The sequence below is a fragment of the Stenotrophomonas sp. STK16_22 genome, from assembly GCF_051984505.1.
Classification (GTDB): Bacteria; Pseudomonadota; Gammaproteobacteria; order Xanthomonadales; family Xanthomonadaceae; genus Stenotrophomonas; species Stenotrophomonas maltophilia_A.
In genome coordinates this window covers 4,291,027-4,314,074 of record NZ_CP196972.1, presented here as the reverse complement: position 1 = coordinate 4,314,074, position 23,048 = coordinate 4,291,027, and the positions used below count along the sequence as shown (strand labels likewise).

General features: G+C 67.8%; 26 protein-coding genes. 11 read left to right on the top strand and 15 right to left on the bottom strand.

What is annotated here, in order from left to right; translation table 11 throughout:
* Positions 1-32 precede the first annotated feature (32 nt).
* From fis to prmA, 3 genes are all read right to left on the bottom strand, one after another.
* Positions 33-308, bottom strand: coding sequence for a DNA-binding transcriptional regulator Fis (gene fis, locus ACSYAO_RS19940; RefSeq protein ID WP_005419706.1), 276 nt, complete (start codon positions 306-308; stop codon positions 33-35).
* 114 nt (positions 309-422) lie between these two features.
* Positions 423-1,193 carry a DUF3426 domain-containing protein gene (locus tag ACSYAO_RS19935; RefSeq protein WP_049463284.1) on the bottom strand — a complete coding sequence of 257 codons (771 nt, stop codon included), beginning with the start codon at positions 1,191-1,193 and terminating at the stop codon, positions 423-425.
* A 42-nt stretch (positions 1,194-1,235) separates the two neighbouring features.
* Positions 1,236-2,156, bottom strand: coding sequence for a 50S ribosomal protein L11 methyltransferase (gene prmA, locus ACSYAO_RS19930; protein ID WP_049463300.1), 921 nt, complete (start codon positions 2,154-2,156; stop codon positions 1,236-1,238).
* Between the two features lie 163 nt (positions 2,157-2,319).
* Between prmA and ACSYAO_RS19925 the strand changes: the two genes are divergently transcribed.
* The gene (locus ACSYAO_RS19925) at positions 2,320-3,285 is read left to right on the top strand and encodes a hypothetical protein (RefSeq protein WP_032129558.1); all 966 of its coding nucleotides are present in this window, start codon (positions 2,320-2,322) and stop codon (positions 3,283-3,285) included.
* Entirely contained in the window at positions 3,282-3,656 is a 375-nt protein-coding gene (locus ACSYAO_RS19920; RefSeq protein WP_049463283.1) for a hypothetical protein, read from the top strand. The genes ACSYAO_RS19925 and ACSYAO_RS19920 overlap by 4 nt, the downstream gene beginning before the upstream one ends.
* 129 nt (positions 3,657-3,785) lie before the next feature.
* On the opposite strand, the gene accC is transcribed toward ACSYAO_RS19920, so the two are convergent.
* From accC to ACSYAO_RS19895, 5 genes are all read right to left on the bottom strand, one after another.
* Positions 3,786-5,153 carry an acetyl-CoA carboxylase biotin carboxylase subunit gene (accC, locus tag ACSYAO_RS19915; protein WP_032129559.1) on the bottom strand — a complete coding sequence of 456 codons (1,368 nt, stop codon included), beginning with the start codon at positions 5,151-5,153 and terminating at the stop codon, positions 3,786-3,788.
* Between the two features lie 10 nt (positions 5,154-5,163).
* Complete coding sequence (gene accB, locus ACSYAO_RS19910; protein ID WP_032129560.1) at positions 5,164-5,643, bottom strand: acetyl-CoA carboxylase biotin carboxyl carrier protein; 480 nt, start codon at positions 5,641-5,643, stop codon at positions 5,164-5,166.
* A 53-nt stretch (positions 5,644-5,696) separates the two neighbouring features.
* On the bottom strand, positions 5,697-6,122 hold the full coding sequence (locus ACSYAO_RS19905; RefSeq protein WP_080355197.1) for a lysozyme inhibitor LprI family protein: 426 nt from the start codon (positions 6,120-6,122) through the stop codon (positions 5,697-5,699).
* Positions 6,119-6,568 (bottom strand): type II 3-dehydroquinate dehydratase, encoded by a 450-nt coding sequence (aroQ, locus tag ACSYAO_RS19900; RefSeq protein ID WP_049401743.1) that lies wholly within the window; start codon positions 6,566-6,568, stop codon positions 6,119-6,121. Before aroQ ends, ACSYAO_RS19905 begins: the two co-directional genes overlap by 4 nt.
* A 350-nt stretch (positions 6,569-6,918) precedes the next feature.
* Positions 6,919-7,647, bottom strand: a complete 729-nt coding sequence (locus ACSYAO_RS19895; protein ID WP_049463282.1) for a DOPA 4,5-dioxygenase family protein — start codon at positions 7,645-7,647, stop codon at positions 6,919-6,921.
* Positions 7,648-7,812: 165 nt separating this feature from the next.
* Between ACSYAO_RS19895 and ACSYAO_RS19890 the strand changes: the two genes are divergently transcribed.
* Entirely contained in the window at positions 7,813-8,640 is an 828-nt protein-coding gene (locus tag ACSYAO_RS19890; protein WP_049463281.1) for an isocitrate lyase/PEP mutase family protein, read from the top strand.
* A 73-nt stretch (positions 8,641-8,713) separates the two neighbouring features.
* On the opposite strand, the gene ACSYAO_RS19885 is transcribed toward ACSYAO_RS19890, so the two are convergent.
* Positions 8,714-9,247: a hypothetical protein gene (locus tag ACSYAO_RS19885; RefSeq protein WP_049463280.1), complete on the bottom strand. Its 534-nt coding sequence runs from the start codon at positions 9,245-9,247 to the stop codon at positions 8,714-8,716.
* A 126-nt stretch (positions 9,248-9,373) separates the two neighbouring features.
* Here ACSYAO_RS19885 and ACSYAO_RS19880 point away from each other — a divergent pair, with 126 nt between their 5' ends.
* Together ACSYAO_RS19880 and ACSYAO_RS19875 are read left to right on the top strand one after the other, a co-directional pair.
* A complete protein-coding gene (locus tag ACSYAO_RS19880; protein ID WP_049463279.1) occupies positions 9,374-9,970 on the top strand; it encodes an NAD(P)H-dependent oxidoreductase in 597 nt (198 codons plus the stop codon).
* Between the two features lie 16 nt (positions 9,971-9,986).
* Positions 9,987-10,580, top strand: a complete 594-nt coding sequence (locus tag ACSYAO_RS19875) for a TetR/AcrR family transcriptional regulator (protein ID WP_049463278.1) — start codon at positions 9,987-9,989, stop codon at positions 10,578-10,580.
* Between the two features lie 5 nt (positions 10,581-10,585).
* Here ACSYAO_RS19875 and ACSYAO_RS19870 read toward each other — a convergent pair whose 3' ends face one another.
* Complete coding sequence (locus ACSYAO_RS19870) at positions 10,586-11,380, bottom strand: D-alanyl-D-alanine carboxypeptidase family protein (protein WP_049463277.1); 795 nt, start codon at positions 11,378-11,380, stop codon at positions 10,586-10,588.
* Positions 11,381-11,498: 118 nt separating this feature from the next.
* On the opposite strand from ACSYAO_RS19870, the gene ACSYAO_RS19865 reads away from it, so the two are divergent.
* Positions 11,499-13,046, top strand: coding sequence for an alkaline phosphatase (locus ACSYAO_RS19865; RefSeq protein WP_049463276.1), 1,548 nt, complete (start codon positions 11,499-11,501; stop codon positions 13,044-13,046).
* Here ACSYAO_RS19865 and ACSYAO_RS19860 read toward each other — a convergent pair.
* Positions 13,043-13,228: a hypothetical protein gene (locus ACSYAO_RS19860; RefSeq protein WP_049463275.1), complete on the bottom strand. Its 186-nt coding sequence runs from the start codon at positions 13,226-13,228 to the stop codon at positions 13,043-13,045. The two genes, ACSYAO_RS19865 and ACSYAO_RS19860, sit on opposite strands and share 4 nt — an antisense overlap.
* A gap of 98 nt (positions 13,229-13,326) precedes the next feature.
* Here ACSYAO_RS19860 and ACSYAO_RS19855 point away from each other — a divergent pair, with 98 nt between their 5' ends.
* Complete coding sequence (locus tag ACSYAO_RS19855) at positions 13,327-14,226, top strand: LysR substrate-binding domain-containing protein (protein ID WP_049463274.1); 900 nt, start codon at positions 13,327-13,329, stop codon at positions 14,224-14,226.
* A gap of 72 nt (positions 14,227-14,298) precedes the next feature.
* Here ACSYAO_RS19855 and ACSYAO_RS19850 read toward each other — a convergent pair whose 3' ends face one another.
* From ACSYAO_RS19850 to ACSYAO_RS19840, 3 genes are all read right to left on the bottom strand, one after another.
* A complete protein-coding gene (locus tag ACSYAO_RS19850; protein WP_049463273.1) occupies positions 14,299-15,015 on the bottom strand; it encodes an ABC transporter substrate-binding protein in 717 nt (238 codons plus the stop codon).
* 62 nt (positions 15,016-15,077) lie between these two features.
* Positions 15,078-16,601, bottom strand: a complete 1,524-nt coding sequence (locus ACSYAO_RS19845) for a carotenoid oxygenase family protein (protein WP_049463272.1) — start codon at positions 16,599-16,601, stop codon at positions 15,078-15,080.
* Positions 16,602-16,626: 25 nt separating this feature from the next.
* Positions 16,627-17,049 carry a DUF2141 domain-containing protein gene (locus tag ACSYAO_RS19840; protein WP_049463271.1) on the bottom strand — a complete coding sequence of 141 codons (423 nt, stop codon included), beginning with the start codon at positions 17,047-17,049 and terminating at the stop codon, positions 16,627-16,629.
* A 156-nt stretch (positions 17,050-17,205) separates the two neighbouring features.
* On the opposite strand from ACSYAO_RS19840, the gene ACSYAO_RS19835 reads away from it, so the two are divergent.
* The 3 genes from ACSYAO_RS19835 to ACSYAO_RS19825 are packed head-to-tail and all read left to right on the top strand — an operon-like array spanning position 17,206 to position 19,335.
* Complete coding sequence (locus ACSYAO_RS19835; protein WP_049463270.1) at positions 17,206-18,306, top strand: sensor histidine kinase; 1,101 nt, start codon at positions 17,206-17,208, stop codon at positions 18,304-18,306.
* Positions 18,303-18,941, top strand: a complete 639-nt coding sequence (locus ACSYAO_RS19830) for a response regulator transcription factor (RefSeq protein WP_032129575.1) — start codon at positions 18,303-18,305, stop codon at positions 18,939-18,941. Before ACSYAO_RS19835 ends, ACSYAO_RS19830 begins: the two co-directional genes overlap by 4 nt.
* A gap of 22 nt (positions 18,942-18,963) precedes the next feature.
* Entirely contained in the window at positions 18,964-19,335 is a 372-nt protein-coding gene (locus tag ACSYAO_RS19825) for a VOC family protein (protein ID WP_032129576.1), read from the top strand.
* A gap of 91 nt (positions 19,336-19,426) precedes the next feature.
* Here ACSYAO_RS19825 and ACSYAO_RS19820 read toward each other — a convergent pair whose 3' ends face one another.
* Complete coding sequence (locus ACSYAO_RS19820; protein ID WP_049463269.1) at positions 19,427-20,266, bottom strand: arylamine N-acetyltransferase family protein; 840 nt, start codon at positions 20,264-20,266, stop codon at positions 19,427-19,429.
* 202 nt (positions 20,267-20,468) lie between these two features.
* Between ACSYAO_RS19820 and ACSYAO_RS19815 the strand changes: the two genes are divergently transcribed.
* Entirely contained in the window at positions 20,469-23,006 is a 2,538-nt protein-coding gene (locus ACSYAO_RS19815; protein ID WP_049463268.1) for a methyl-accepting chemotaxis protein, read from the top strand.
* Positions 23,007-23,048: the final 42 nt, after the last annotated feature.

Genomic DNA, 23,048 nt, shown 5'->3' with positions numbered 1-23,048 from the left:
GCCGGCCAGCGGCCGGCACTACCCGTGCGCGTTTACGCGCTGATGCCGTATTCCTTCAGCTTCTTGCGCAGGGTGGCACGGTGGATGCCCAGCATCGCGGCGGCGCGGCTCTGGTTGCCTTCGCAGTGATTGAGCACTTCCACGAACAGCGGAATCTCCATCTCGCGCAGCACGATCTCGTAGACATCGTCCGCATCGCAGCCATCAAGGTCACGCAGGTAGCGGCGCACGGACTGGGCGACGTGTTCACGCAGCGGTGGCCGGGGAGCGCCACGACTGTTGTCAGGACGAGAAAGGACAGCGTTCAAGGGGGTTCCCGATTCGGTTGGCCCGTGCGCGCGGAGCGCGCGGCCGGACGAGGTGGTGGCGGCCAGTCTAGCGCGAGCGTGCCCGGCCTGCCACGGCTGGTCGCCTCTCCCCGGTCAGAGGAAGTCGAAGGTGAATGCGACGGTGGACGCAGCGGGCTCCTGCAACCGGAAGGCGACGCGCGCGCTCTGGCCCGGTTCCAGCAGGGCTGCACCGGGGTTCTCGCCCAGGTACTGCGCGGGCGTGAACACGCCGCTGCCGATCACCCGGCCATCGGCATCGGACAATGACAACCGCAGGTCCGGCCACGCCTGTGCCCAGCGCGCATCGTTGCGGATGCTGGCCTGCACCTGCAGCACACCGGCCTGGCCCGGCAGGGGGCGGATCTCGCGGCTGGTCATGGTGAACGCAGTGGGCTCGTGCCAGGCAGGCAGGCTGCAGCGCAGCACGCCGCACAGCGTGCCCAGCCATGCGCGGTTGCCGGCGTCGGCGGCCAGCCGCGCGCGGTCGGCCAGTACGCTCTGCAGTACCAGCAGCAATGCCAGCCCGGCGACCAGCAGCCAGTGCCAGCGGGGTGTTGGCAGCGTGCGCGTGCGCGCGCTGCCGAGGAAGCTGGGGGCATCACTGGCGACCGCCGTTGCCTGCACCGCGACCGGCGCCGGTTCGATGGCCGCTGCTTCATCAACGATGACAACGTCATCGTCGTGTCGCATCTCTGTCGCCGGTGGGCGTGCCAGGTCGATGGGCTCGGCCTGCATCTGCTCCACAGGCGTTGCGTGCCGGGCTTCGTCCTGCATGCGCGCATCGGTCGCAGGCGCAGGCTCACCCTCCGGCGTCGTGCGCAGGAAGGTGGCCAGGGGACGGCGCGGTGGGTTCGGCTCGGACATGCTCAGGGCGCGGGCTCGGATCCAGCGGTCATTCAACCACGATCAGGCGCGGCGCACGCCGGTGATGCGCATCCAGTCGCCATCCTGGGTGGCCTGCAGATCGTCGAACCATGCTGCATAGCGCTGCAGCAGTTCGCCTTCCTGGCCATGCAGGATGCCGGACAGGGCGATGCGGCCACCGGCAGCAACGCGCGCAGCCAGCAGTTCGGCCAGCGCATCCAGCGCCGAGGCGAGGATGTTGGCGACCACGATCGGATAGGTCGCGACCGGTTCGTCCTGCGGCAGGTACACATGCATGCGGGCCTGCTCGCCGTTGCGCTCGGCATTGTCGGCGGTGGCGACCAGGGCCTGCGGATCGTTGTCCACGCCGATGGCTTCGGCGGCGCCCAGCTTCAGCGCGGCCAGTGCGAGGATGCCCGAGCCGCAACCGAAGTCGAGCACGCGCTGGCCCTGCAGCAGGCCATCGACCGCCAACTGGTCCAGCCAGCGCAGGCACAGTGCGGTGGTCGGGTGGGTGCCCGAACCGAACGCCAGGCCAGGGTCCAACCGCACCACGGCGGCATCGGCGGCCTGTGCGGCATCGGGCAGTTCATGGTTCCACGGCACGATCCAGGTACGGCTGCCGAAGTCCATCGGCTGGAACTGGTCGAGCCAGGCACGTTCCCAGTCTTCATCCTCGACCGCGCGGAAGCTGCCGCTGCTCCAGTCCAGCTCCGGATCGAAGGATTCCAGTGCGGCCAGCAGCAACAGCGCGTTGCTGTCGGCGGGGAACAGCGCGCTCAGCACCAGCGTGTCCCACAGCGGGGTCTCGCCCACGCCCGGTTCGAGAATGGCCTGTTCGTTGCTGGTATCGGCCTCGGCATCGAGCAGGGTCACGGCCAGTGCACCAACGTCCTCCAGTGCATTTTCATAGCGGGGCTGGGTGGCTTCGGTGCAGCGCAGGGTCAGTTCCAGGAACGGCATGGTGGTGGGGGCAATCGCGGGAAAGGGGGCCATGCTAGACCATCGGGGCGTCTCCGTATTGCCTGAGATGCCGCTCCGAGATGAACGAAGCCCGTTCAGACAGGCCCGTCGGGCCTTGCTAAACTTCGTGCTTTCCTATGCGCCGCATCGCCTACCGCCGCCGATGGCCTTCGCTCCGACCCTGAAAACCTGGTTGCTCGTACTGCCGGCTGTGGCCGTGCTGGGCGTGGCCGGTTATCGGGCCAGCGGCCATGCTGCGACGTCTTCGGTAGCGTCGGCGGATCTGGCAGGTGCGGTCGCGGCCGCTGACAGTGCGGCGCCGCTGCCGGTGATGCCGGAGGCGCTCGCGCGCCGCCTGGCACCCTTCGAGCGTGGCAACGCATTGCCGTCCGGGCTGCCCCTGGATCTCCGCGCCGATATCGAAGACGCCACCGACCTGTATGCCTATGCTCAGCGGTTGCGTGCCCAGGCGGACGAAGGCAACCACGAGGCGCGCTGGATGCTCAGCCGTGTCTATGACTACTGCGCGCAGTACGCGGTCGATCCGGGTGGCTACCGCTTGGACAACAACGTGCTGGCCGGGCTGGGCCTGACCGCCGCACCGGCGATGGTGCAGGCGCGCGAACGCGTCGCGCAGCGTTGTGGTGGTTTCGTGCCGGGCGACAAGCTGGGCACGGCCTTGGTGCTGTCCGAACGTCGCAAGGCGGCCGCACAAGGCAATCTGGCTGCTGAGGCTGCGTTGTTCGCCGAGGGCGAACCGCTGCAGGACAGCCCCGAGTACCGCCGTGACCTGGTTGAACGGGTGCGCACCTCGCGCGACCCGGAGGCCTTCATGGCGATCGCACCGGGCATGGGCGTGCGCGCCTCGGGTGACCGCGCGCTCAACGGCCTGGTGGCGGGCGAGCAGCTCAGTGAACTCGCATGGCGGCTTGCGGCCTGCGAACTCGGTCTACCGTGTGGGGCAGACAGTGTGCTGGTCAACAGTTTTTGTGCGAACGGAGGGATCTGTTCGCAGGATGGTACGCAGGATTTCCGGGATTTCGTGTATGACGCTGCGGTATCGCGGCAGGGCGCTGGGAAGATGAAGGAATGGATCAAGCGATTGGTTGGAAAGAGGAACGAGCAATGAACTACCGCCGATTCCTGCACGGGGCCAAGTTCTGGTTCTGGGTGGCCCTGTTCGTGGCCTACTCGGCCGGCGCGGTTGGCCTGTTGATGATCGATACCTATGAAGATCGCTACCGGCATCTGTCGAAGGTGGAACTGACCACGGTGAAGGCGCAGGAAGACGTGCGCCGTGCCGGTGCCAGCCAGGTGGCCGCGGTCTATCGCGCGCAGAGCGGCATGCCGTTCGCGTCGCTGCCGGCGGGCAGCACCTTCCAGGTGGTGTGGCCGGATGGTTCGACCGAGACCATGGTGATCGTCGACCCGACGTCGCCCAATGGCGTGCGTCCGCTGGCGAACTCGCAGATTCCGGCCGAAGCTTCCGACAAGCGCTGATGCGCCTGCTGTAGCGCCAAGCCCACGCTCGGCTGAGCTTTCCGGCAAGCCGAGCATGGGCTCGGCGCTGCAGCAACAGAAAAGGGCGGGGATATCCCCGCCCTTTTCATGTCCAGCACGTGGCGCCGATCAGGTCAGCGCGATCGGCTTGTTCTTGCGTTCGGCCAGGCGCTTTTCCAGGTAGTGGATGTTCTGGCCACCGGCCTGGAAGCCCTTGTCGCGCATGATCCGCTGCTGCAGGGCGACGTTGGTCTTGATGCCATCGACCACCATTTCGCTCAGTGCCACGCGCATGCGGGCAATGGCGGTTTCGCGGTCCGGGCCGTGCACGATCAGCTTGCCGATCATCGAGTCGTAGTTCGACGGCACGCGGTAGCCACTGTAGATGTGGGTGTCCACGCGCACGCCGGGGCCGCCTGGCGGATGGAAGCCGGTGATGGTGCCCGGGCTCGGCACGAAGGTCTCCGCATCTTCGGCGTTGATGCGACACTCGATGGCATGGCCGGTCAGCACCACGTCGCTCTGCTTGATCGACAGCTTCTGGCCGGCGGCGATCTTCAGCTGCTCGGCCACCAGGTCGATGCCGGTGACCATTTCGGTGACCGGGTGTTCCACCTGGATGCGGGTGTTCATTTCGATGAAGTAGAAGCGGCCGTCCTCGTACAGGAACTCGAACGTGCCGGCACCACGGTAGCCGATGCGTACGCAGGCTTCGGTGCACACCTTGCCGATCTGCTCGCGCTGCTCGGCAGTGATGCCCGGTGCCGGCGCTTCTTCCACCACCTTCTGGTGGCGGCGCTGCATCGAGCAGTCACGCTCGCCCAGGTGGATGGCGTTGCCCTGGCCGTCGGCCAGTACCTGGATTTCCACGTGGCGCGGGTTCTCCAGGAACTTCTCCATGTAGACCTCGCCATTGCCGAACGCGGCCTTGGCCTCGCTCTTGGTGGTTTCGATCGAGGTCTTCAGCGAGGCTTCGGCGTGCACCACGCGCATGCCGCGGCCACCGCCACCACCGGCCGCCTTGATGATGACCGGGTAGCCGATCTCACGGGCGATCTTGGTGTTGGCGACGATGTCTTCGCCCAGCGGGCCGCCCGAGCCGGGCACGCACGGCACGCCGGCGGACTTCATCGCGCGGATGGCTTCGACCTTGTCACCCATCATGCGGATGGTGTCGGCCTTGGGGCCGATGAAGATGAAACCGGACTCTTCCACGCGCTCGGCGAAGTCGGCGTTCTCCGACAGGAAGCCGTAGCCCGGGTGGATGGCCTGGGCGTCGGTGACTTCCGCCGCGGCGATCAGTGCCGGGATGTTGAGGTAGCTCTGCGGCGACGGCGCCGGACCGATGCAGACCGACTCGTCGGCCATGGCCACGTGCTTGAGGTTGCGGTCGACCGTGGAATGCACGGCCACCGTGCGGATGCCGAGGGTGTGGCACGCGCGCAGGATGCGCAGCGCGATTTCCCCTCGGTTGGCGATGACGACTTTGTCGAGCATGGCGTGCCCCTCAGCCGATCACGAACAGCGGCTGGTCGAATTCGACCGGCTGGCCGTTCTCGCCGAGGATGGCGACGATGGTGCCGGACTTGTCGGCTTCGATCGGGTTGAACATCTTCATCGCTTCGATGATGGCCAGGGTCTCGCCTTCCTTGACCTGCTGGCCAACGCTGACGAACGCAGGCTTGTCCGGGGCGGACGACGCGTAGAAGGTGCCGACCATCGGCGAGCGCAGCACGTGGCCTTCCGGCAGCGCCGGGCCCGGCTTGGCGGTGCCACCGGTGGAGGCTTCGGTCGGCGACTGCATCGGCATCGCCTGCGGCGCCGGAGCGGCCGGAGCGGCGTACACCGGGGCGGCGACCGGGGCGGCATAGCCGGCCACCGGGGCGCGCGACAGGCGCACCGACTCTTCGCCTTCCTTGATTTCGATTTCAGCCAGGTTCGACTCTTCCAGCAGGTCGATCAGCTTCTTGATTTTGCGGAGATCCATGGTGGCCTCTTTGCTCTTGATGTCAGTGTGGTGGGAAGCGCATCGCGCTCGGGTCAAAGCAGTTCGTAGAACTCGCGCAGCTGCCGCGTACGGTCGCGCGTCTGGGTGATCAGGCACTGCATCTTCGCAGGGTTGCGCGAGGTGCCGTCTGCATTGAAGGCGTAGACTGCCTCGCAGTCTGCATCGCGCAGGGTTATCCAGATGCGCTGGGCCTTCACCAGCTGCTGTTCGGCCGCTGCGCATCGGCTGCAGCTGCCATCGGCGGCCTGCGCCTTCAGTTCGCCGCGCGCCTGGACGTAAACGGCGTTCAATGCGCTGTCGGCGTCATCCAGGCGATCGGAATCGCACATGTCGCGCTCGTAGCCGCCGGTCGCCTGCGCGCAGTCAATGCCAGCGGCCGCGCGCTCGGCGGCGATGCTGGCGCCGCACACGCCGGCCCACAGCACGATGCAGGCAAGCACTCTTGGGAGCATCTTCACGCGCGGGCCGCCTGCACGCGCAGCAGCGCCGCGTCCATCGCGTAGCGGTAGCTGTCGGCGCCGAAACCGCAGACCACGCCCACGGCCTTGTCACTGAAGTAGCTGTGCTGGCGGAACGGTTCGCGGGTATGCGGGTTGGACAGGTGGATCTCGATGAACGGCACCGCCACCGCCGCCAGCGCATCGCGCAGGGCGACCGAGGTGTGGGTGAAGGCGGCGGGGTTGATCAGGATGAAAGCGGTTCCGTCGTCGCGTGCGGCCTGCACGCGGTCCACCAGCACGTGCTCGGCATTGGACTGCAGGCTCTCCACCGCGTGCCCGGCAGCCGAGGCCTGGACGGCCAGCGCCTGGTCGATGTCGGCCAGCGTGGTGTGGCCGTAGACCTCCGGCTCGCGGGTGCCGAGCAGGTTGAGGTTGGGGCCGTGCAGGACCAGCAGCTTCGCCATGGGATCCGGAAGACGGGAAAGGGCGGCAGTCTGGCGGAACCGGCGGATGCTGTCCAGTTCGGCGAAGTTTGCAGCGTTTCAATCAATTGTTTGAAATTCCCCGGAGGGCTTGCGGCCGTATGGCGGGCGCTGGATCAAGGCGCGCTGAACGCCGTGCAGGTGGGGGATGCGTGCACGTAGGCCGACGATGGCGGCAGGCCGGGCGATGACGGATGCCGCAACGGGCTGTGATGCGGTAGATCCACGCCATGCGTGGATGAAGGAAGTTCGGTGCGCAGCAGGCTACGCACCCACCGAGGGACGGCCCAAGGTGCGCTGCACGCCACCCACCGCCCCCGCCACGCACCCGCTCACGTCTCCAGCGGCACCGTCGGCACCACGTTCGGGAACACCTCCTCCAAGGGCTCCCGTTCCCCCGGCTTCGGTGCCGGCCAGTTGTAGGCGTTCACCGGCTGCGCGCGGTTCACCCACAATGCGTAATACAGATGGTCGGCGCGGCCATCACCGGTATTGGGGTGGATCAGGATGGTCAGGCCCAGGCTGTTGAGCTGCAGCCAGGGCACCAGCACCGGCAGCAGGTCGTTGGTGAAGCCGAAATAGAACGACGGGGTGACGTGCGGTCCGCGTGGTTCCAGGTTCCAGTTGCCCAGCTCCACCGGGAAGCGCTCCGCCGCCCAGCGCCGCAGCAGCGCAGCTTTCTCGAAGCTGTCCTCGTCGAAGTAGATATGCGCGTGATAGCTCTTGATGTCGGTGTAGGCGCGTGGGGTCGCGGGCAGGGGGGCCTCCCCGGGACGCACGCTGGCCGGGCGCGGGGTCGGTTCGCTGGCGGTGACCTGGCCCCAGGGGCTGCTGCCCTTCACCGGCGGCGGGACGATGGCACGGAAGCCTGGGCGCCCGGGTTCGGTGGTGTTCACCGTGCTTTCGCCGCGCGGGGCTGCGGCGGCGGTCGACGCACTGGCCAGGCCGCCGGCGGCCAGACCGGCCGATGCGATCAGGCGGCGGCGTGTGGGCGAAAGCAGGTCGGCCCAGTGGGCGTCATCGTCGCCGGCGTCGATCAAGGTCAGCGGGTCCGGGTGCATGAAGGGCTCCGTGGCGGCATCGTGTGGGCAGGCAAGCACGCTCGGGCACCTGCATCCACAGCGTCCAATAAGCAGGTGGCATCACCTCATGCAGGTTTGCGCCGTCGTCGTTGAGCCCGGCTGCAGGGCGGGCTAGGGTGCAGGTCTGCCGCCCCGGAGCCCGCCATGACCTCGCCCGATGCCGATACCCAACGCAAGCGCGCGGCCTTCCGCCAGCTGCATTCAGCAGGGTGCTTCGTACTGCCCAATCCATGGGACGTGGGCAGTGCGCGCTACCTGCAGCGGCAGGGCTTCCAGGCACTGGCCACGACCAGTGCCGGCTGTGCCTGGAGCGAAGGGCGGCCGGACGGAGCGGTTTCGCTGCAGGCCACGCTGGAGCATCTGCGCCTGATGGCGGCAGCGACGCCGCTGCCGTTGAACGCCGATTTCGGCGATGGCTTCGGTGATACGCCGCAGAAGGTGCAGGAGGCGGTGGCCGCGGCGATCGACACCGGCATCGCGGCGTTGTCGATCGAGGATGCCAGCGGCGTCGCCGATGCACCGCTGCGTCCGATCGATCAGGCGGTGGAGCGTCTGCGCGCTGCCCGTGCAGCCATCGACCGCGCGGGCGGCGACGTGCTGCTGGTTGGCCGTGCCGAGAACTTCTTCGTCGGCGTGCCGGATCTGCCGGACACCCTGCAACGCCTGCGCGCCTATGCCGAGGCCGGTGCAGACGTGCTGTATGCACCGGGCATCAGCACGCGCGAGCAGATCAGCGCGGTGATTGCCGCCGTATGGTCGAAGCCGGTGAACCTGCTGGTCGGTGGGCCGACACCGCTGAGCCTGCAGGACATTGCTGCACTCGGCGTCCGCCGCGTCAGCCTGGGCGGCGCATTGGCCCGTGCTGCATGGGGCGGACTGATGCAGGCGACACAGCCGATCGTGCAGGCCGGACGCTTCGACGGCCTGCAGCAGGCGGCTTCCGGGGCCGCGTTGAACGCGCTGTTCCGTTGAGCGAAATCCCGGTGCAGTCCCAGACCAGCAGGGATAGTAGATCCACGCCATGCGTGGATGGATGCGCCTGCGATTACAGCGCTTCCATCCCACCCTTGGGCAGCGTCACCCCAGGCTCCAACGCTGGCAGCAGTTGCCGAAGCAGCGCGGGATTGTCCAGCAACGCAGCACCGTCAATGAAACTCCATTGGGCTGTGCCGACGCGGCGCACGGCGAGCATGAACGAGGTGCTGCGCATCGGCGCCTCGCGCACGCGCAGCAGCGACTGGCGTGGCACGAAGCAGACTTCCTCATCACCGGCCGCATAGGTGCGGCCCGGCACGCCCGCTTCGTCGCTGATGATGGTGACGCCGGCCTTGCGCAGTTCCTTTACCGTGTCGCGGGTCATCCGTGCATAGGCCTCATCGCCCCCGGCCAGGCGCTTCAGGCTGGGATGGGTTCGGGCGATGATCAACTCGGCATCGCCGCGGGCGAATGCGCCCATCATCGCCTGCACGTCCTGGCGCAATGCGGCTGAGTCTTCCGGACTGAGCTCACCGGCCAGCGCTGGCGCAACGGCCATTGCCATCGGCAGGGCCAGCAGAAGGGCGAGCAGGTATCGGTGCATCGTCGGGTATCTCAGCGGGAACCGCCGCACTATACGGCGGATGCGGAAACAGCATCCCACGCATGGCGCTGGTGTCCCGGGCGTCATTAACTACTATTGGTAGGTAGTGAATTCCGGACATCCCCCATGCACACCCTCATCGTTACCGCCCATCCTGAATCCGCCGCGTTGACCCATGCCATCGCCAGGCGCATCGGCGAAGCCATCACCGCAACGGATACCGCCAATACCGTGACCCATGCCGATCTGATGGCCGAAGGCTTCGATCCGCGCTTCAACACGCACGACCAGGCGCTGTTCCGTGGCACCGGCGCACCTCCAGCCGACGTCGCCGCCGAGCAGGCGCGGCTGGATGCTGCCGACACGCTGGTACTGGTCTATCCGCTGTACTGGTGGTCGTTCCCCGCACTGCTGAAGGGCTGGATCGATCGCGTGTTCACCCAGGGCTGGGCCTACCAGGACGGTGCAGACGGCAAGGTGCAGAAGAAGCTGCAGCGGTTGCGCGTGCACCTGGTCGGCATCGGTGGAGCCGGCGCGGACATGGTCGAACGTCGTGGCTACGGCGCGGCGATGAAGACGCAGATCGACATGGGCATCTTCGACTACTGCGGCGCGCGCGTGCTGACGTCAGAACTGCTGCTGGATGCCGATACCGGTGCGGCCGAAACGCATCTGCAGACCGCGCTGGCGATCGGCTGTAAAATCGGAACTCCGATGCACTGATCGCCGTGTTCCGCCGATGCCTGCCAACGCCGCTCCCACGCGCCGCCGATTGACCCGCGAGCAACGCGCCCGCCAGTTGCTGGACGTGGCCTGGGCGCTGGTTGGCGAAGAAGGCACCGACACGTTGACCCTGGGTCGGCTGGCCGAGGCCGCGGGCGTGACCAAGCCGGTGGCCTACGATCACTTCGTGACCCGCAACGGCCTGCTGGCCGCGCTCTACGATGACTACGACGGTCGCCAGACGGTGGTCTTCAACGAGCGCATCGGCCGCGCACGGGCGCAGTTGGCCGATCGTGCGGCGGCAATCGCCTCCGGCTACATCGACTGCATCCTCAGCCAGGGCAGTGAAGTGCAGGGCATCCTCGCCGCGCTGGTGGGCGCGCCGGAACTGCACGAGGTGCGGCGGCGCTACCAGCAGGATTTCATCGACAACTGCGATACCTGGCTGGGCCCGTTTGCTGCCGACGGCACGGTGCCACTGGCCGGGCGCTGGGCGATTCTCGGTGCGGCCGAAGCCCTGTCCGAAGCCGTGGCAGCAGGCGCGCTGGACAAGGCCGCAGCCGAAGCCGAGCTGCAGCGGCTGATCGTGGCAACGGTCAAGCGGCGCTGAGCCGCTCAGGCGTCGGCGGTGCTGTCGGCCAGCGCCGCGAACCCGGCGGCCAGCCGCTCGCGCACAAGGGCATCGCGTGCGTCGCGGCTTTCAGAACCCAGCACCACGGTGATCAGGCGTACCGGCTGATCCCGCCCGGGCACTGCCCGGCAGGCGGTGGCGGCCAGGCAGAAGCCTGCGGCCTGGGTGTAGCCGGTCTTCAAGCCATCCACGCCGTCATCGCCGAGCAGGGCGTTCTGGTTGCTGCGGCTGAGGCTGCCATGCGCGAACGTGCGCTGCGCGGTGATTGCCAGTATCTGCGGATGGTCATTCAGCAGGCAGGCGGCGAGTACTGCCATGTCGCGCGCGCTGGAAGCATGGTGCGGGGTGGTGATGCCGGATACGCTGGCGAACCAGCTGCTGCGCAGGCCAAGCTGGCGCGCGTGCCGGTTCATGCGGTCCAGGAACGCAGGCTGTGATCCGTCCAGATGGCGCGCGATGGCCAGCGCCGCGTCATTGCCGGAGACGATCATCAGTCCTTCCAGCAGGCGCGCGAGGGTGACTGTTTCACCGGGCACCAGGCCCATGCGCGTTTCATCATCGGCCACCGCGTGCACATCCCCGGCGGCGATGGTGACCGCTTCGTCCCACGCGCCTCCGTTCTCTTCGACGCATTCGTACGCCGCATAGGCGGTCATCAGCTTGGTCAGCGAGGCCGGTTGCCGCGCGATGTCCGCGTTGTGCTGATGGACCACCGCGAAAGTTGCCGCATCGAGGGTGATCGAGGACAACGGCGCGCGCTCAGTAGCGGGAGGCGGCATGGATGGGCCGATGGAGGAGGGCCTGCAGGATAGCCCGCGGCGGCTGCATGAAGCTGCAATATTGAAACGATATAACGTACCGCCATTGTGGGCCGCCGTTGGCCCGACGGGACATCCGATGACTGCACGCATGCCACGCCGTTGGCTCCATTCCTCGCTGCTGCTTGCGTTGGCTACGCTGGGTGGCTGCCAGCCCAACCTGCGCGCCGAGGCTGTTGCTTCCGGCCCAGCGCGCCCGCACAACGTGATCGTGATGATCAACGACGGTGCCGGTTGGGGCACCTGGGACGCCGCCGCCTACTGGCAATACGGCAGCCGCGAAGGGGCGCCGTATGCGGATTTTCCGCAGCGCCTGGCGGTAACCACCTTCCCGTTGAACGCCAGCAGCCAGCCGACCCGCGACAACGCGCAGACCCTGGGCTACGACGCGGGCAAGGCCTGGGATGACACACCGGTTCCTGCGCAGGACCTGCCGTTTGCGGGCTACCAGTACCTGGCTGCGGTGGCTACCGACAGTGCGGCGGCGGGCACCGCGTTGTCCTCGGGCATCAAGACCTACAACAACGCCATCAATTACAACAACGATGGCAATCCGGTCGAGTTCAACACGCTGCGCGCCAAGCGGCTGGGCATGGCGACCGGTGTGGTGACTTCGGTACCGTTCGCGCATGCCACGCCGGCCGCGTTCGCGGCGCAGAACGAATCGCGCAACAACTATCACGCCATCGCCCATCAGATGCTGGCACAGGGGCATATGGACCTGGTGATGGGCACCGGAGGCCCTGGCTACAGCGTTGATGGTCGCGCCTGTGACGAGAGTGCCGGCACGGCCAAGGCCGAGGGCTGTGCGAACCCGTGGGAATGGGTGTCGCCGCAGGATTGGCAGCAGCTGGAAGCGGGCAGCACCATCGGCGGCAATCCGTCGGGGCCGTGGCGCCTGATCCGCAGCAAGGAAGCGTTCGCCGCGCTGGCGCAGGGACGGTTGCCGGCCGACCGGCCGCTGATCGGCGTGCCGCGCGTGGCCAACACGCTGCAGCAGGCGCGCCAGCTGCAGGTGCTGGGCAAGGATGCGGCCACGCCTTCCGGTGTGAGGAAGATCGACAGCGTGCCGGATCTTGCGACCATGACCCGTGGCGCGCTGCAATTCCTGCAGCAGCGTTCGTCCAACGGCCTGTTCCTGATGGTGGAAGGTGGCGCCACCGACTGGGCCGCCCATACCAGTGCCTGCGGCACTGAATGGCACTACGGCCAGTGCAGCGACCAGCCGCAGTACGGCCGGCTGATCGAGGAAACCGTGGAGTTCAACGACGCGGTGACAGCAGTGATCGAGTGGATCGAACGCAACGGTGGCTGGGAGCGCAACCTGCTGATCGTCACCACCGACCACGACAACAGCATGCCGATGGGCCCGGATGCACAGAACGTCGCCTTCGAGCCGGTGCGCAACAACGGCCGTGGGCGCATGCCCGGGATCAGCTTCCGTCCCACCGGCAACCATTCCAATGCGCTGGTGCCGTTGTGGGCCAAGGGCGCGGGCGCGGAGCTGCTGGGCCAGCGCGTGCGGGGCGTTGATGCCGGCTACCGTCAGCACGTGCGCTGGAACGACGGCAGTTACATCGACAACACCGACGTGGCTGCGGCGGTGCAGGAAGCGCTGCAGCGTTAGGGGTGTGCCGGCCGCTGGCTGGCAGCTGCAGGTTTCCCGGTCGGCGAGGTTGCCGGCCAGCGGCCGGCACTACCGGGGGCGGTGCTGGGCGGCGGCGTCGGCGACGGGCTGGCCAGCTGGCGTGCCAGCTCGACACTGGCCACGTGGCCGTGCAGGAACAACAAGCCGCTGAAGATGTTCATGAGCGTGCCTCCACTTGAGTGGATTGCACGATACGGGCAGCATGGACGGGCAAAAAGCGACATTTCCGCAAGCATGCCTTGAGAGGAATTCAAGCCTGATGTCCCGCCCTCCGCTCCATGCCCTGCAGGGCTTCGTGGCTGCTGCCCGGCTCGGCAACCTGTCGCGTGCCGCTGCGTCGATGAATGTGACCGTCAGTGCGCTCAGCCATCAGATGCGGCAGCTGGAAGAACGGCTCGGGCAGCCGCTGCTGATCCGCCAGCCGCGTGGTGTCACCCTCACCCTTGAGGGGCAGCGCCTGCTCGACCAGGTCGGACCGCATCTGGATGCGATCAACGAAGCCTTCCAGCCCTATGCCGCACGTGCCGAGCACGTGCTGACGATCAGCGCGGTGCCGTCGATGGCGTCGGCCTGGCTGGTGCCGCGCCTGGGTCACTTCGTGGCCGAGCATCCACAGATCGAGATCAACCTGCAGTCGAGTGAACGCCTGATTGATTTCGAGCGGCAGCGCCAGTTCGACGCCGCGCTGCGTCTGGGCAGCGGGCAATGGCCGGGCCTGGTGGTGGAACCGCTGTTCGACGAGTGGCTGGTGCCGATGGCGAGCCCGGCGCTGATCGAACGCATGGGCGGCATTGACCGTGTGCCGTTGACCCGGTGGCCGCTGCTCGGTGATCCGGATGGCGCGTGGGGCGCCTGGTTCGCGTTGAGCGGGCAGAGCCCACCGTCGCGTTTCGTGGCGGTGCTGGATGATTCGGAGGCGCACCATCGCGCCGCTCTGGATGGCGTGGGCGTAGCGCTCGGGCGGGTGACGCGGGCGCGGCTGCTGCTGGATTCGGGCCAGCTGGTTGCACTGTCCAGCCAGCGCCTGAAAACCGACTGGCCGCATTGGCTGGTGTACCCGCAGCGCTCGGCCAGCCATCGCGGTTTCCTTGCGTTCCGCGACTGGCTGCACGCGCAGGCCGCCGAGCACGTGCGGCACATGGCAGACGCACATCTATAGCGTCGAGCCATGCTCGACCATTGCATCTGGATCTGTAGCGTCGAGCCATGCTCGACTGCTGGTGCTCTACAGTCACCGAACCAGCGTGACCGCCTGCCCGGCACGCGCGAACGCTGCCTCAAGCAACGGGCCTGCCTTGATCGCCTCCACTTCCTCGAACAACGCCCGCAATGCATCGGCCGGGCGTGAGGCCGGCGCCGCCACTGCCTGCTGGATCGCGGTGAAACGGCCGGCCAGCACACGGTGGCCGGGATGCACCTGCGCCCATGCTTCCAGCGGCTGGCGTACACCGGCGGCGGCATCCAGGCGCTGCTGATCGAACAGGGTGATGGCCGCCGCCGAGGTCTCCGCCCGCTCGATCGTGGCGTGGCGCAGTTCGCGACTGAGGAACAGGTCATAGGCCGCGCCACGCCCCACCGCGATGCGCAGCCCCTCGCGATCCAGGTCGGCCACCTGCTGCGCAGGGCTGTCCTCGCGCACCAGATAGGTGCCTTCGATCTCCACATACGGAGCACTGAAGGCAATGCGGTCGGCGCGTGCCGGATCGATGGCCAGGAAGGCCAGATCCCAGCCGTCTTCGCCTGCTGCCTCGACCACCGAGGCTGCGGCATCGTGGCAGGTGAAGCGAGCCTGCACCCCCATCCGTTGCGCCAATGCGGTAGCCAGTTCCAGTGAGGGGCCGCGCGGTGAGCGCGCATCGCCCTGTGCCAGCACCGGGTTGCCCAGGTTGATCGCCGCGCGCAGGAAACCGTGTGGTGCCAGCGTACTTCGGTGGTCGGCCAGGGACATGCGGGACTCCACGGGGCAGGGGAGACCCAGCATGCCAATAACGGTGTCCGCGTGGCGTGGAATCAGCCGCGCGCGGCGAAGGTGCCGTGGAAGCCCAGTGGTACCGCATAGGGCAGCCAGGCCTGTGCCAGCGGACCGTCGTCCAGGTGGCGGGCATCGAGCACCGCCAGGCCGCTGCGCTTGTTCACCGGGTCAAGCAGGGTGCCGATCAGCCAGCCATCATCGGCGTTGCGGCTGCCCGGGCGCGGTACGAACACATGCTCTTCGGCCATGATGTCCGGGCCATAGTTCCACAGCTGGCGGCGCCCGTGCTCGATGTCGAACGCGGCCACGGCGTTGAAGTACGGCGCATTGGCCGTGCCGTCGATGGTCGGCGCATACAGCCGTGCGCCACGTGTGTTCGCCGAGCGCGGGTCGAACAACGGGAACTCCACTGCGCTGATGCCCAGCGGCTGCCAGCGGGCCTGGCCACGACGCAGGTCCAGATGCAGCTCGACCAGGCTGGCGCCACTGTTGGCAGCGTGTGCGCCATCACCGGCCATCGCTTCCTTCATCGGCGAGCGCGCCTCATTGATGTCGTCGTGGCGCACTGCACGCAGCACGATGCCGCCATTGCGGGTGAACGCATCGCCGAAGTGGTAGATCGCCGCGAACGGGGCTTCGAACCACTGCGCCTTGTCCGGCGCATCCTTGGCGACCACCGCGATGCGTACGGGACGCTGCGGTGCGAACTGCATGCGCTCGAAGAAGCTGCCGCCTGCGCCGGTGAAATCGAACGGCATCATCACGAACACCAGGTGCTGGTCGGTCATCGCGAAGGCATGCAGGTAGCCATGCTCGGGTGTTTCGATCACATTGGCGCTGCGCAGCTGGCCGTTCGCACCGATGTGCCAGACCAGCAGGCCATGGCCACCCATCAGGCTGATCGAGCCGAAGTTCCAGACGCTGCCGTCGCGGTCGCGCAGCGGGTGCGCCGAGAACGGCAGTGCGGCGAGGTCCGGACGCCAGGTCACCGGACCCAGCGTCTGCAGGGAATCGGGGTCTACTTCGAATGCCGAGCCGGACTCGCACAGCGCGAACAGGCGGCCATTGATCATGGTTACCGAGGTATTGGCCACGTTGGCATCGTCGTTGTTTCGAACTGCCAGCGCACCGGGAACGCTGGTGCCGGCAGCCGGATACTGGAAGCGGCCGGCCTTCTGTTCACGGGTGAATTTCGGCGTGGCGACCATGCGCCCGTGATGGGTCAGGCTGCCATCACCATTGAAGCGCCAGCCATGCACCATGCCGTCGCCGTCGAACCAGTGGTCATAGCGGAAGCCATCGCGCTCGGTCCACGCCGGGCCGTTGCGGTACAGCGTACCGGCCAGGCCTGACGGCAGCTTTCCCTGCAACTGCACGGTGGTCGGGCCGAGGCTTTCGCTGCCGACGCTGCGCCAGCCAAGCAGCCACGGGTGTTCCTGCATGCCCTGCGCGAACCGCGCCGGGTCGCCGGCGAAGGCGGGAGCGCTGCGCAGCGCGGTGGCGCCCAGGGCCAGACAGGCACTGCTGCTGAGCAGGGTACGAAGGAAGCGGCGACGGTCCATGGTGGCCTCGGGTATGGATGCGGAATCAGCGCAGGGTGATGTCGATGGCGGTGCCGGCGGCCGGCACGTCGACGCGCGCCTCGTCGAAGGTCGGCTTGCGCATCACCTGCGGGTTGTTGCTGAAGCCGTAGCCTTCCACCGGCATCCCGACCAGGTTGGTGTCGAGCTTGCCGTTGTCGTTCTCGTCGTGGGTGAGCAGCACGGCATAGCTGCCGGCCGGCACGCCCTTGAACGTGAAGTGGGCGCTGTCGCCGCTGGGCGCCGCCTGCTGGGCCTGCACGGGCTTGGCCTTGCCGTCCCAGGCGGCGGCGTTGCCGACCAACGCAACGCGCAGGGTGCCGGTCTGCGCGCGGACGTCGTGCACGGTCACGGCCAGGTCGGCGGCGTGGGCACTGCCGGCCAGGGCCAGGGCAGTCAGTGCGGTGCTGAGCAGGGCGGTGCGGATCATGGCAGTGGCTCCGGAAGTGTGTGTGGCGGTGTGGAGCCAGTCTGCGTGGGGCGCTGCACCGGGTTCAGGGCCAGTGGTCATCGATTCGACGTGCCAGAAGTCACTTTCTGCGCCGGACCCATTGCCGCCGGCGTGCGCGGCCGTCAGCATCTGGCCATGCCCAGCCTGTTCCGCCATCTGTTGCGTCCGCTCAGCCTTGCCGGCCTGATCACCGTGCTGGTGGTCGGCCTGTCGTTCGCAGTGCAGCGCAGTGGCGCCGGGCTGAGCCTGCTGTTGCTTGCTGTGTTCCTGCTGCTGTTCGTGGTGCACGGCTGGGCGTCGATGCCATCCCGCGTGCGCGCCGCTGCTGCGGTGTTGCAGGCGCTGCTGGCGGTTGTGCTGGTTGCGCTGCAGCCGCGTACCGGTACCGCCCCGGTGCTGCTGGTGGTGCTGGTTGCACAGCTGGCCGAACACTGGCCGCCGCGCTTCGTGCTGGGCGTTGCGCTGCTGGCCAACCTGGCGGTGTATGCCGTGCTCCGCCACAGCGGCTTCAGCCAGCCGCTGCTGGTGGTGTTGCTGTATGGCGGTTTCCAGGCCTTCGCCGCGCTGACCGCGCACTATGCCCGCAGCACGGCGCTGGCCCGCGACGACCTGGCCCGGGTCAACGCCGACCTGCTGGCCACCCGCGCGCTGCTGGCCGACAGCGCACGCGATGCCGAGCGCCTGCGCCTGGCGCGCGAGCTGCACGATGTGGCCGGGCACAAGCTCACCGCGATGCGGCTCAACCTGCGCGCCCTGGCCGCAGACCCTGCGCTGGCCGGCCGCGAAGGGCTGGTGCTGGCCGAACAGTTGTCCGGCGAGTTGCTGGCCGACATCCGCCAGGTGGTGCAGTCGATGCGCGATGATCGCGGCCTCGATCTGGCCACCGCGCTGCATGCGCTGGCCGCACCCTTCCCACGACCGAAGCTGCAGCTGCAGATCGGCGACGGGGTGCGCGTGGCTGACCCGTTGATGGCCGAGACCGTGCTGCGGCTGGTACAGGAGGCCCTGACCAATGCCGCCCGGCACGGCAATGCAGACACCGTGTGGTTGACGATCAGTGAAGAGGAATCCCAGTTGCGTATCGATATCCGCGATGATGGCCAGCGCGCCGAACGCATCCGCGAGGGCAATGGCATCGCCGGCATGCGCGAGCGCCTGGCGGCCGTACAGGGGCGGCTGGAGTTGGCCCGAACCGCGCAGGGCGGCATGCATCTGACCGCGCGGTTGCCGGCATGAGCCCGGCCGCAATCCGCGTAGCGCTGGCCGACGACCAGGCATTGGTGCGTGCAGGCCTGCGTGCGCTGCTGCAGGGCCTGGGGGTGGACGTGGTGCTGGAGGCCGAGGATGGCCAGGCCCTGCTGGATGCGCTGGATACGCAGCGCGTGGACGTGGTGCTCAGTGACATCCGCATGCCAGGGCTGGATGGGATCGAGGCACTGCGCCAGCTGCGCGCGCGCGGCGATGCCACGCCGTGGCTGCTGCTGACCACCTTCGATGAAAGTGATCTGCTGCTGCGCGCCAGCGAGGCCGGCGCACAGGGCTTCCTGCTCAAGGATGCCGCGCCGGCCGACCTGCGCGAGGCCATCGAACGCGTTGCCGCTGGCGAGACCCTGCTGCTGCCGGTCAGTACCGATCCGGTGCGCGCGCGTTACCGCTTCCACGATGAAGCGCCGCCCACCGATACCTTCGGCGAACGTGAAGTGGCAATCCTGCGCCTGCTGGCCGGGGGCTACAGCAACAAGGAGATCGCGCGCAGCCTGTTCCTGGCCGAGGGCACGGTGAAGAACTACGTGTCCGCCATACTCGACAAGCTGGGCACCCGCGATCGCACCCGTGCAGTGCTGAAGGCGATTACCCTGCGCATCATCTGAGTGGACGTGGCAAGGAATGTCAGTGAACCCGATCCTGCATGTGGAAATCCCGGCCAGTGACCTGGACCGGGCCATCACGTTCTACCAGCGATGGCTGCAGGTTGCGGTGGACGAACCCATCGTGCTGCACGACTGCCGGATGGCCTATCTACCGTTTTCCGATGAGGCCGCCGGTGCCAGCATTGCGCTGGTGCACGGCGCGGACTATCTGCCTTCCGAGCAGGGCGCGCGCATCTACATCGGCGTCGGTGACCTGGATGCCAGCCTCGACCGTGCGCTGCAGGCCGGAGCCGAGCTGCGCTTCGGCCCGGCCGATGCCGGCGATTGGCGCGTGGCCGAGATCCGCGACAGCGAAGGCAACCGTATCGCATTGCAGGCGCGCACAGCGCCGTAACGTCAACGCTGCGGTGCGCGCATCTGTAGAGTCGAGCTTGCTCGACTGATTTTGACGTCGCCGTAGATGCATCAGTCGAGCAAGCTCGACTCTACAGCGTCGCGGCGCGTGAGCGCTGCAGCCAGTCGTTGATTGCGGGATCCAGCCGCGGGTCGTCCGGAAGCTGGATGCCGAAGCGCTGCTCCAGCACGTCGCGCACATCACCCACATCATGCAGCGGGCGCTTGTCCGGTGCCTGTCCGGGGCGGTACTCGGTGTAGTTGCCGCTGCCGATGGTGCGGCGCCAGTCCGGCCCGGTCAGCGACGCGCGCAACTGGCCGGGGAAACTGGAATCGGGATGGGTACATACGTACCAGTTGCCCACCACGTTGTCGATCGGCGCCGGCGCCTGCAGATCGAAGCGGTACATCACCCGCCAGCCGTCGCTGGATTCGGCCGACAGCATGAAATCACCGCCGTCTCCCAACCGCTGCAACAGATAGCGTTCGTGCGGGGTGGCCTGCGGCTGCGGGTCATGCAGGCGCAGCGGTACGGTCGGGGTCAGGCTGCCAAAACCGGCATCCACCAGCCAGTCATCGCCGTCCACCTGCACGCGCAGCAGCAGATGGGTACGCGCGGTCAGTTCGCCGTCCTGGGCGGCCAGCAGTACGCGCGCGCTCAATGGCTGGGCATCGAAGCCCAAGGCCTGCAGCAGCGCCAGCAACCCACCATTGAGCTCGAAGCAGTAGCCACCGCGGCACTCGTCAAGCAGCTTGCGCTGCACGCTGTCCAGGTCGATCGGCACCGCATCGCGCAGCAGGCAGCTGAGGGTTTCGAAGGGCAGCAGTGCGTTGTGGCGCTGCTGCAGCAGGGTCAGGCCGGCCAGGGTCCGTGGTGGCGGCGCATCCAGCTGCAGGCGCTGCAGGTAGCGGGGGACATCGAGCCTCGTCATGGGGGCACCGGGCGGGGAAGGGAGGTCCACTGTGCTCCCCCAACCGGGGTTGAGGTCAAGCACGGCGGCCGTGTCATGCCCCCGTCGCCTGCACCCGGTACAAAGACCGCGTCCGCCAGTGACGGGGGACGCAGACGAAAAAAGGCCTAAAGTTGACCTGAATCCGGCCGATACAGGTGCGTCCTTCCGCCTGGAGTCTGTCATGTCGGCCGTTGTCCCCCACCTCCGGTCCCTGCGCACGCGTCTTGCCACGTTGCGCTCGGCGTCCCCCGGCCTGCTGCTGTGGCTGCAACCACACCGGCTCAGCGTGGCCAACAAGCTCAAGGCGACCCTGTGGGTCTGTGGCCTGGGGCTGGTGGCGATCGCCGCTGTCTACGCCTGGACTGGCCATGCCAACGCCCTGGCCGCGCGCAGCCAGGCCAGCTACCAGCGCGGCAGCGATCTGGCTGCCAGCCTGTCCACGCGGGTGGCCGAAGCGCGCCGCCTGCAGACCCAGTATGCACGCAGTTTCGATGATGCTGACCGCAGCCAGTTGCTGGCAGCACAGAAGGCCCTGCAGGCTGACCTGCAGGCGCTTCGCGCGATGCCGATGGACGCCGGCCGACGCAAGGCGCTGCAGGTGCTGACCGAATCGGCCGACGCGTTCTCGCAGGGTGTCGCCGCCCTGTTTGAACGGGTCGACGAGATGGGCCGCGGTGAGGCCGGCCTCGCTGCACAGCTGCAGCAGGCCGCCGAAACCCTGCAGGCACAGGTGGATGCGCTGCAGCGGCCGTCGCTGGCGCTGTCCCTGCAGAAGATGCGAAGGCAGGAGGCCCTGCTGCTGCTCGACGGTGATTCCACCCACGCCGACCGCGCCAGCGAGGAAAAGCTGCCGTTCGACCTCGCGCTGGCGGGCCTGCCCGCGGATGCGCAGGACGCCCTGCGCAGCGGGATGGAGGGCTATCAAGGCGCCCTGCTGGGGTATACCGCGGCCCGCGTCGGCCTGGATGTGGAAGCGCAGTCGCTGCTGGATACCGCCGCGGGCGTAGCGCCGGCGCTGGCCGCTTTCCAGCAGGCGCAGGTGGCAGCGCTGGCCAAGGCGCAGGCGCGCCAGCAGGTCGCCGCGCGCACGATGAGCGTGCTGTTCGCACTGACCCTGCTGCTGGTGGCCGGCGTGCTGATCACCAGCCTGGTGCTGGCGCTGCGTGCGGTGCGCCAGCCGATCCAGGACACCCTGCGTTTCGCCAGCGACATCGCCGACGACCGCCTCGACACCACCCTGCGCGTCTACAACGCCAACGATGAGATCGGCCAGCTTGCCCAGCGCCTGGTCGACATGCAGCAGCGCCTGCGCGCGCGCATCGAAACCGAGCGTGCCGTGGCGCGCGGCAACACCCGCGTGCGCCAGGCGCTGGACAGTGCGCAGACCGGGCTGATGGTGGTCGATGCCGAGGGCCTGGTGGCGTACGCCAATCCGGCGCTGCTGGAGCAGCTGGAACGTCAGGGCGATGAGCTGGTGGGGAGCGATGCGGTACGCCTGCATCCGGCGCTGGCCAGCCTGGCTGGCGTGCGACAACGCGAAGAACGCGAGATCGGCCATTGCGGTGTGCGCTATCAGCTGGTCGCCAATCCCATTGTCGACGAGGGGCATTTCCTCGGCGTGGCGGTGGAATGGCGCAGTCGCGCGCTGGAAACCCTGCTGGAAACCGAAGTGGCAGCCCTGGTCGACGCGGCCGCGCACGGTGACCTGCACGGTCGCATCGCGCTGGAGGGGAAGCAGGGCTTTGTGCGCACGTTGTCGACCAGCATCAATCGCCTGTTGACCACCTTCGAGACCAATCTTGGCGATCTGCAGGCGCTTCTGGCCGCGCTGGCCCGCGGTGACCTCAGCGTGCGCATGGAAGGTGAACTGCAGGGCGTGTTCGCGCGCATGCGCGATGATGCCAACGCCACCGTCGCGCAACTGGGCCGCATCGTCACCCGCATCCAGCAGGCCACGTCCAGCCTCGATACCGGTGTCGGCGAGATCGTTGCCGGTCACCATGATCTGTCGCAGCGTACAGAGCAGCAGGCGGTCAATCTGGAAGAGACGGCAGCGTCGATGCACGAGCTGACCGACACTGTTGGCCGCAATGCCGATGCCGCGGGCCGTGCGGATGCGCTGGTCAAGGGCGCGGCGGCAGTGGCCCAGCGCGGAGGCGAGGCGGTCGGCCAGGTGGTGGCCACCATGCATGGCATCAGCGAAGCCTCACGGCGGATCGGTGACATCACCCAGCTGATTGATGGCATCGCCTTCCAGACCAACATCCTCGCGCTCAACGCGGCGGTGGAAGCGGCGCGCGCTGGAGAGCAGGGCCGCAGCTTCGCCGTCGTGGCTGCCGAAGTGCGCCTGCTGGCTCAGCGCAGCGCGGAGGCGGCCAAGCAGATCAAGGGATTGATCGAGGATTCGGTGGCGCGTGTGGGCCAGGGCAACCAGCAGGCCGAACAGGCCGGCACCACGATGGGCGAGATTGTCGGCAGCGTGCAGCAGCTGGCGGATCTGCTGGCCGGGATCCGCAGCGCGTCGCAGGACCAGCATGCCGGCATCGCCCAGGTGAACCAGACCATCGTGCAGATGGAGGCCAGTACACAGCGCAACGCCAGTCTGGTGGAAGAGGCGGGGGCCTCGACCGCGCAGATGCAGGCGCAGGTGCATGCCCTGGCAGAAGCCGTGGGCGCGTTCCGTCTGCAGTCGATGCCACAGGCGCGCGCTGCGGCCTGATCCCGCTCCGGTAGTGCCGGCCGCTGGCCGGCACCGTCGATG

Bases quoted from the DNA above. Each gene is read 5' to 3' on its own strand.
- ACSYAO_RS19875 (WP_049463278.1), top strand. From the start codon at position 9,987: ATGCCTGCCAACGCCGCTCCCACGCGCCGCCGATTGACCCGCGAGCAA.
- aroQ (WP_049401743.1), bottom strand. From the start codon at position 6,568: ATGGCGAAGCTGCTGGTCCTGCACGGCCCCAACCTCAACCTGCTCGGC.
- ACSYAO_RS19840 (WP_049463271.1), bottom strand. From the start codon at position 17,049: ATGATCCGCACCGCCCTGCTCAGCACCGCACTGACTGCCCTGGCCCTG.
- ACSYAO_RS19850 (WP_049463273.1), bottom strand. From the start codon at position 15,015: ATGTCCCTGGCCGACCACCGAAGTACGCTGGCACCACACGGTTTCCTG.
- ACSYAO_RS19895 (WP_049463282.1), bottom strand. From the start codon at position 7,647: ATGCACCCGGACCCGCTGACCTTGATCGACGCCGGCGACGATGACGCC.
- ACSYAO_RS19835 (WP_049463270.1), top strand. From the start codon at position 17,206: ATGCCCAGCCTGTTCCGCCATCTGTTGCGTCCGCTCAGCCTTGCCGGC.
- ACSYAO_RS19870 (WP_049463277.1), bottom strand. From the start codon at position 11,380: ATGCCGCCTCCCGCTACTGAGCGCGCGCCGTTGTCCTCGATCACCCTC.
- ACSYAO_RS19820 (WP_049463269.1), bottom strand. From the start codon at position 20,266: ATGACGAGGCTCGATGTCCCCCGCTACCTGCAGCGCCTGCAGCTGGAT.
- ACSYAO_RS19890 (WP_049463281.1), top strand. From the start codon at position 7,813: ATGACCTCGCCCGATGCCGATACCCAACGCAAGCGCGCGGCCTTCCGC.
- ACSYAO_RS19830 (WP_032129575.1), top strand. From the start codon at position 18,303: ATGAGCCCGGCCGCAATCCGCGTAGCGCTGGCCGACGACCAGGCATTG.
- accC (WP_032129559.1), bottom strand. From the start codon at position 5,153: ATGCTCGACAAAGTCGTCATCGCCAACCGAGGGGAAATCGCGCTGCGC.
- ACSYAO_RS19885 (WP_049463280.1), bottom strand. From the start codon at position 9,247: ATGCACCGATACCTGCTCGCCCTTCTGCTGGCCCTGCCGATGGCAATG.
- prmA (WP_049463300.1), bottom strand. From the start codon at position 2,156: ATGCCGTTCCTGGAACTGACCCTGCGCTGCACCGAAGCCACCCAGCCC.
- ACSYAO_RS19815 (WP_049463268.1), top strand. From the start codon at position 20,469: ATGTCGGCCGTTGTCCCCCACCTCCGGTCCCTGCGCACGCGTCTTGCC.
- ACSYAO_RS19880 (WP_049463279.1), top strand. From the start codon at position 9,374: ATGCACACCCTCATCGTTACCGCCCATCCTGAATCCGCCGCGTTGACC.
- ACSYAO_RS19925 (WP_032129558.1), top strand. From the start codon at position 2,320: ATGGCCTTCGCTCCGACCCTGAAAACCTGGTTGCTCGTACTGCCGGCT.
- ACSYAO_RS19920 (WP_049463283.1), top strand. From the start codon at position 3,282: ATGAACTACCGCCGATTCCTGCACGGGGCCAAGTTCTGGTTCTGGGTG.
- ACSYAO_RS19860 (WP_049463275.1), bottom strand. From the start codon at position 13,228: ATGAACATCTTCAGCGGCTTGTTGTTCCTGCACGGCCACGTGGCCAGT.
- ACSYAO_RS19865 (WP_049463276.1), top strand. From the start codon at position 11,499: ATGACTGCACGCATGCCACGCCGTTGGCTCCATTCCTCGCTGCTGCTT.
- ACSYAO_RS19935 (WP_049463284.1), bottom strand. From the start codon at position 1,193: ATGTCCGAGCCGAACCCACCGCGCCGTCCCCTGGCCACCTTCCTGCGC.
- ACSYAO_RS19845 (WP_049463272.1), bottom strand. From the start codon at position 16,601: ATGGACCGTCGCCGCTTCCTTCGTACCCTGCTCAGCAGCAGTGCCTGT.
- ACSYAO_RS19855 (WP_049463274.1), top strand. From the start codon at position 13,327: ATGTCCCGCCCTCCGCTCCATGCCCTGCAGGGCTTCGTGGCTGCTGCC.
- accB (WP_032129560.1), bottom strand. From the start codon at position 5,643: ATGGATCTCCGCAAAATCAAGAAGCTGATCGACCTGCTGGAAGAGTCG.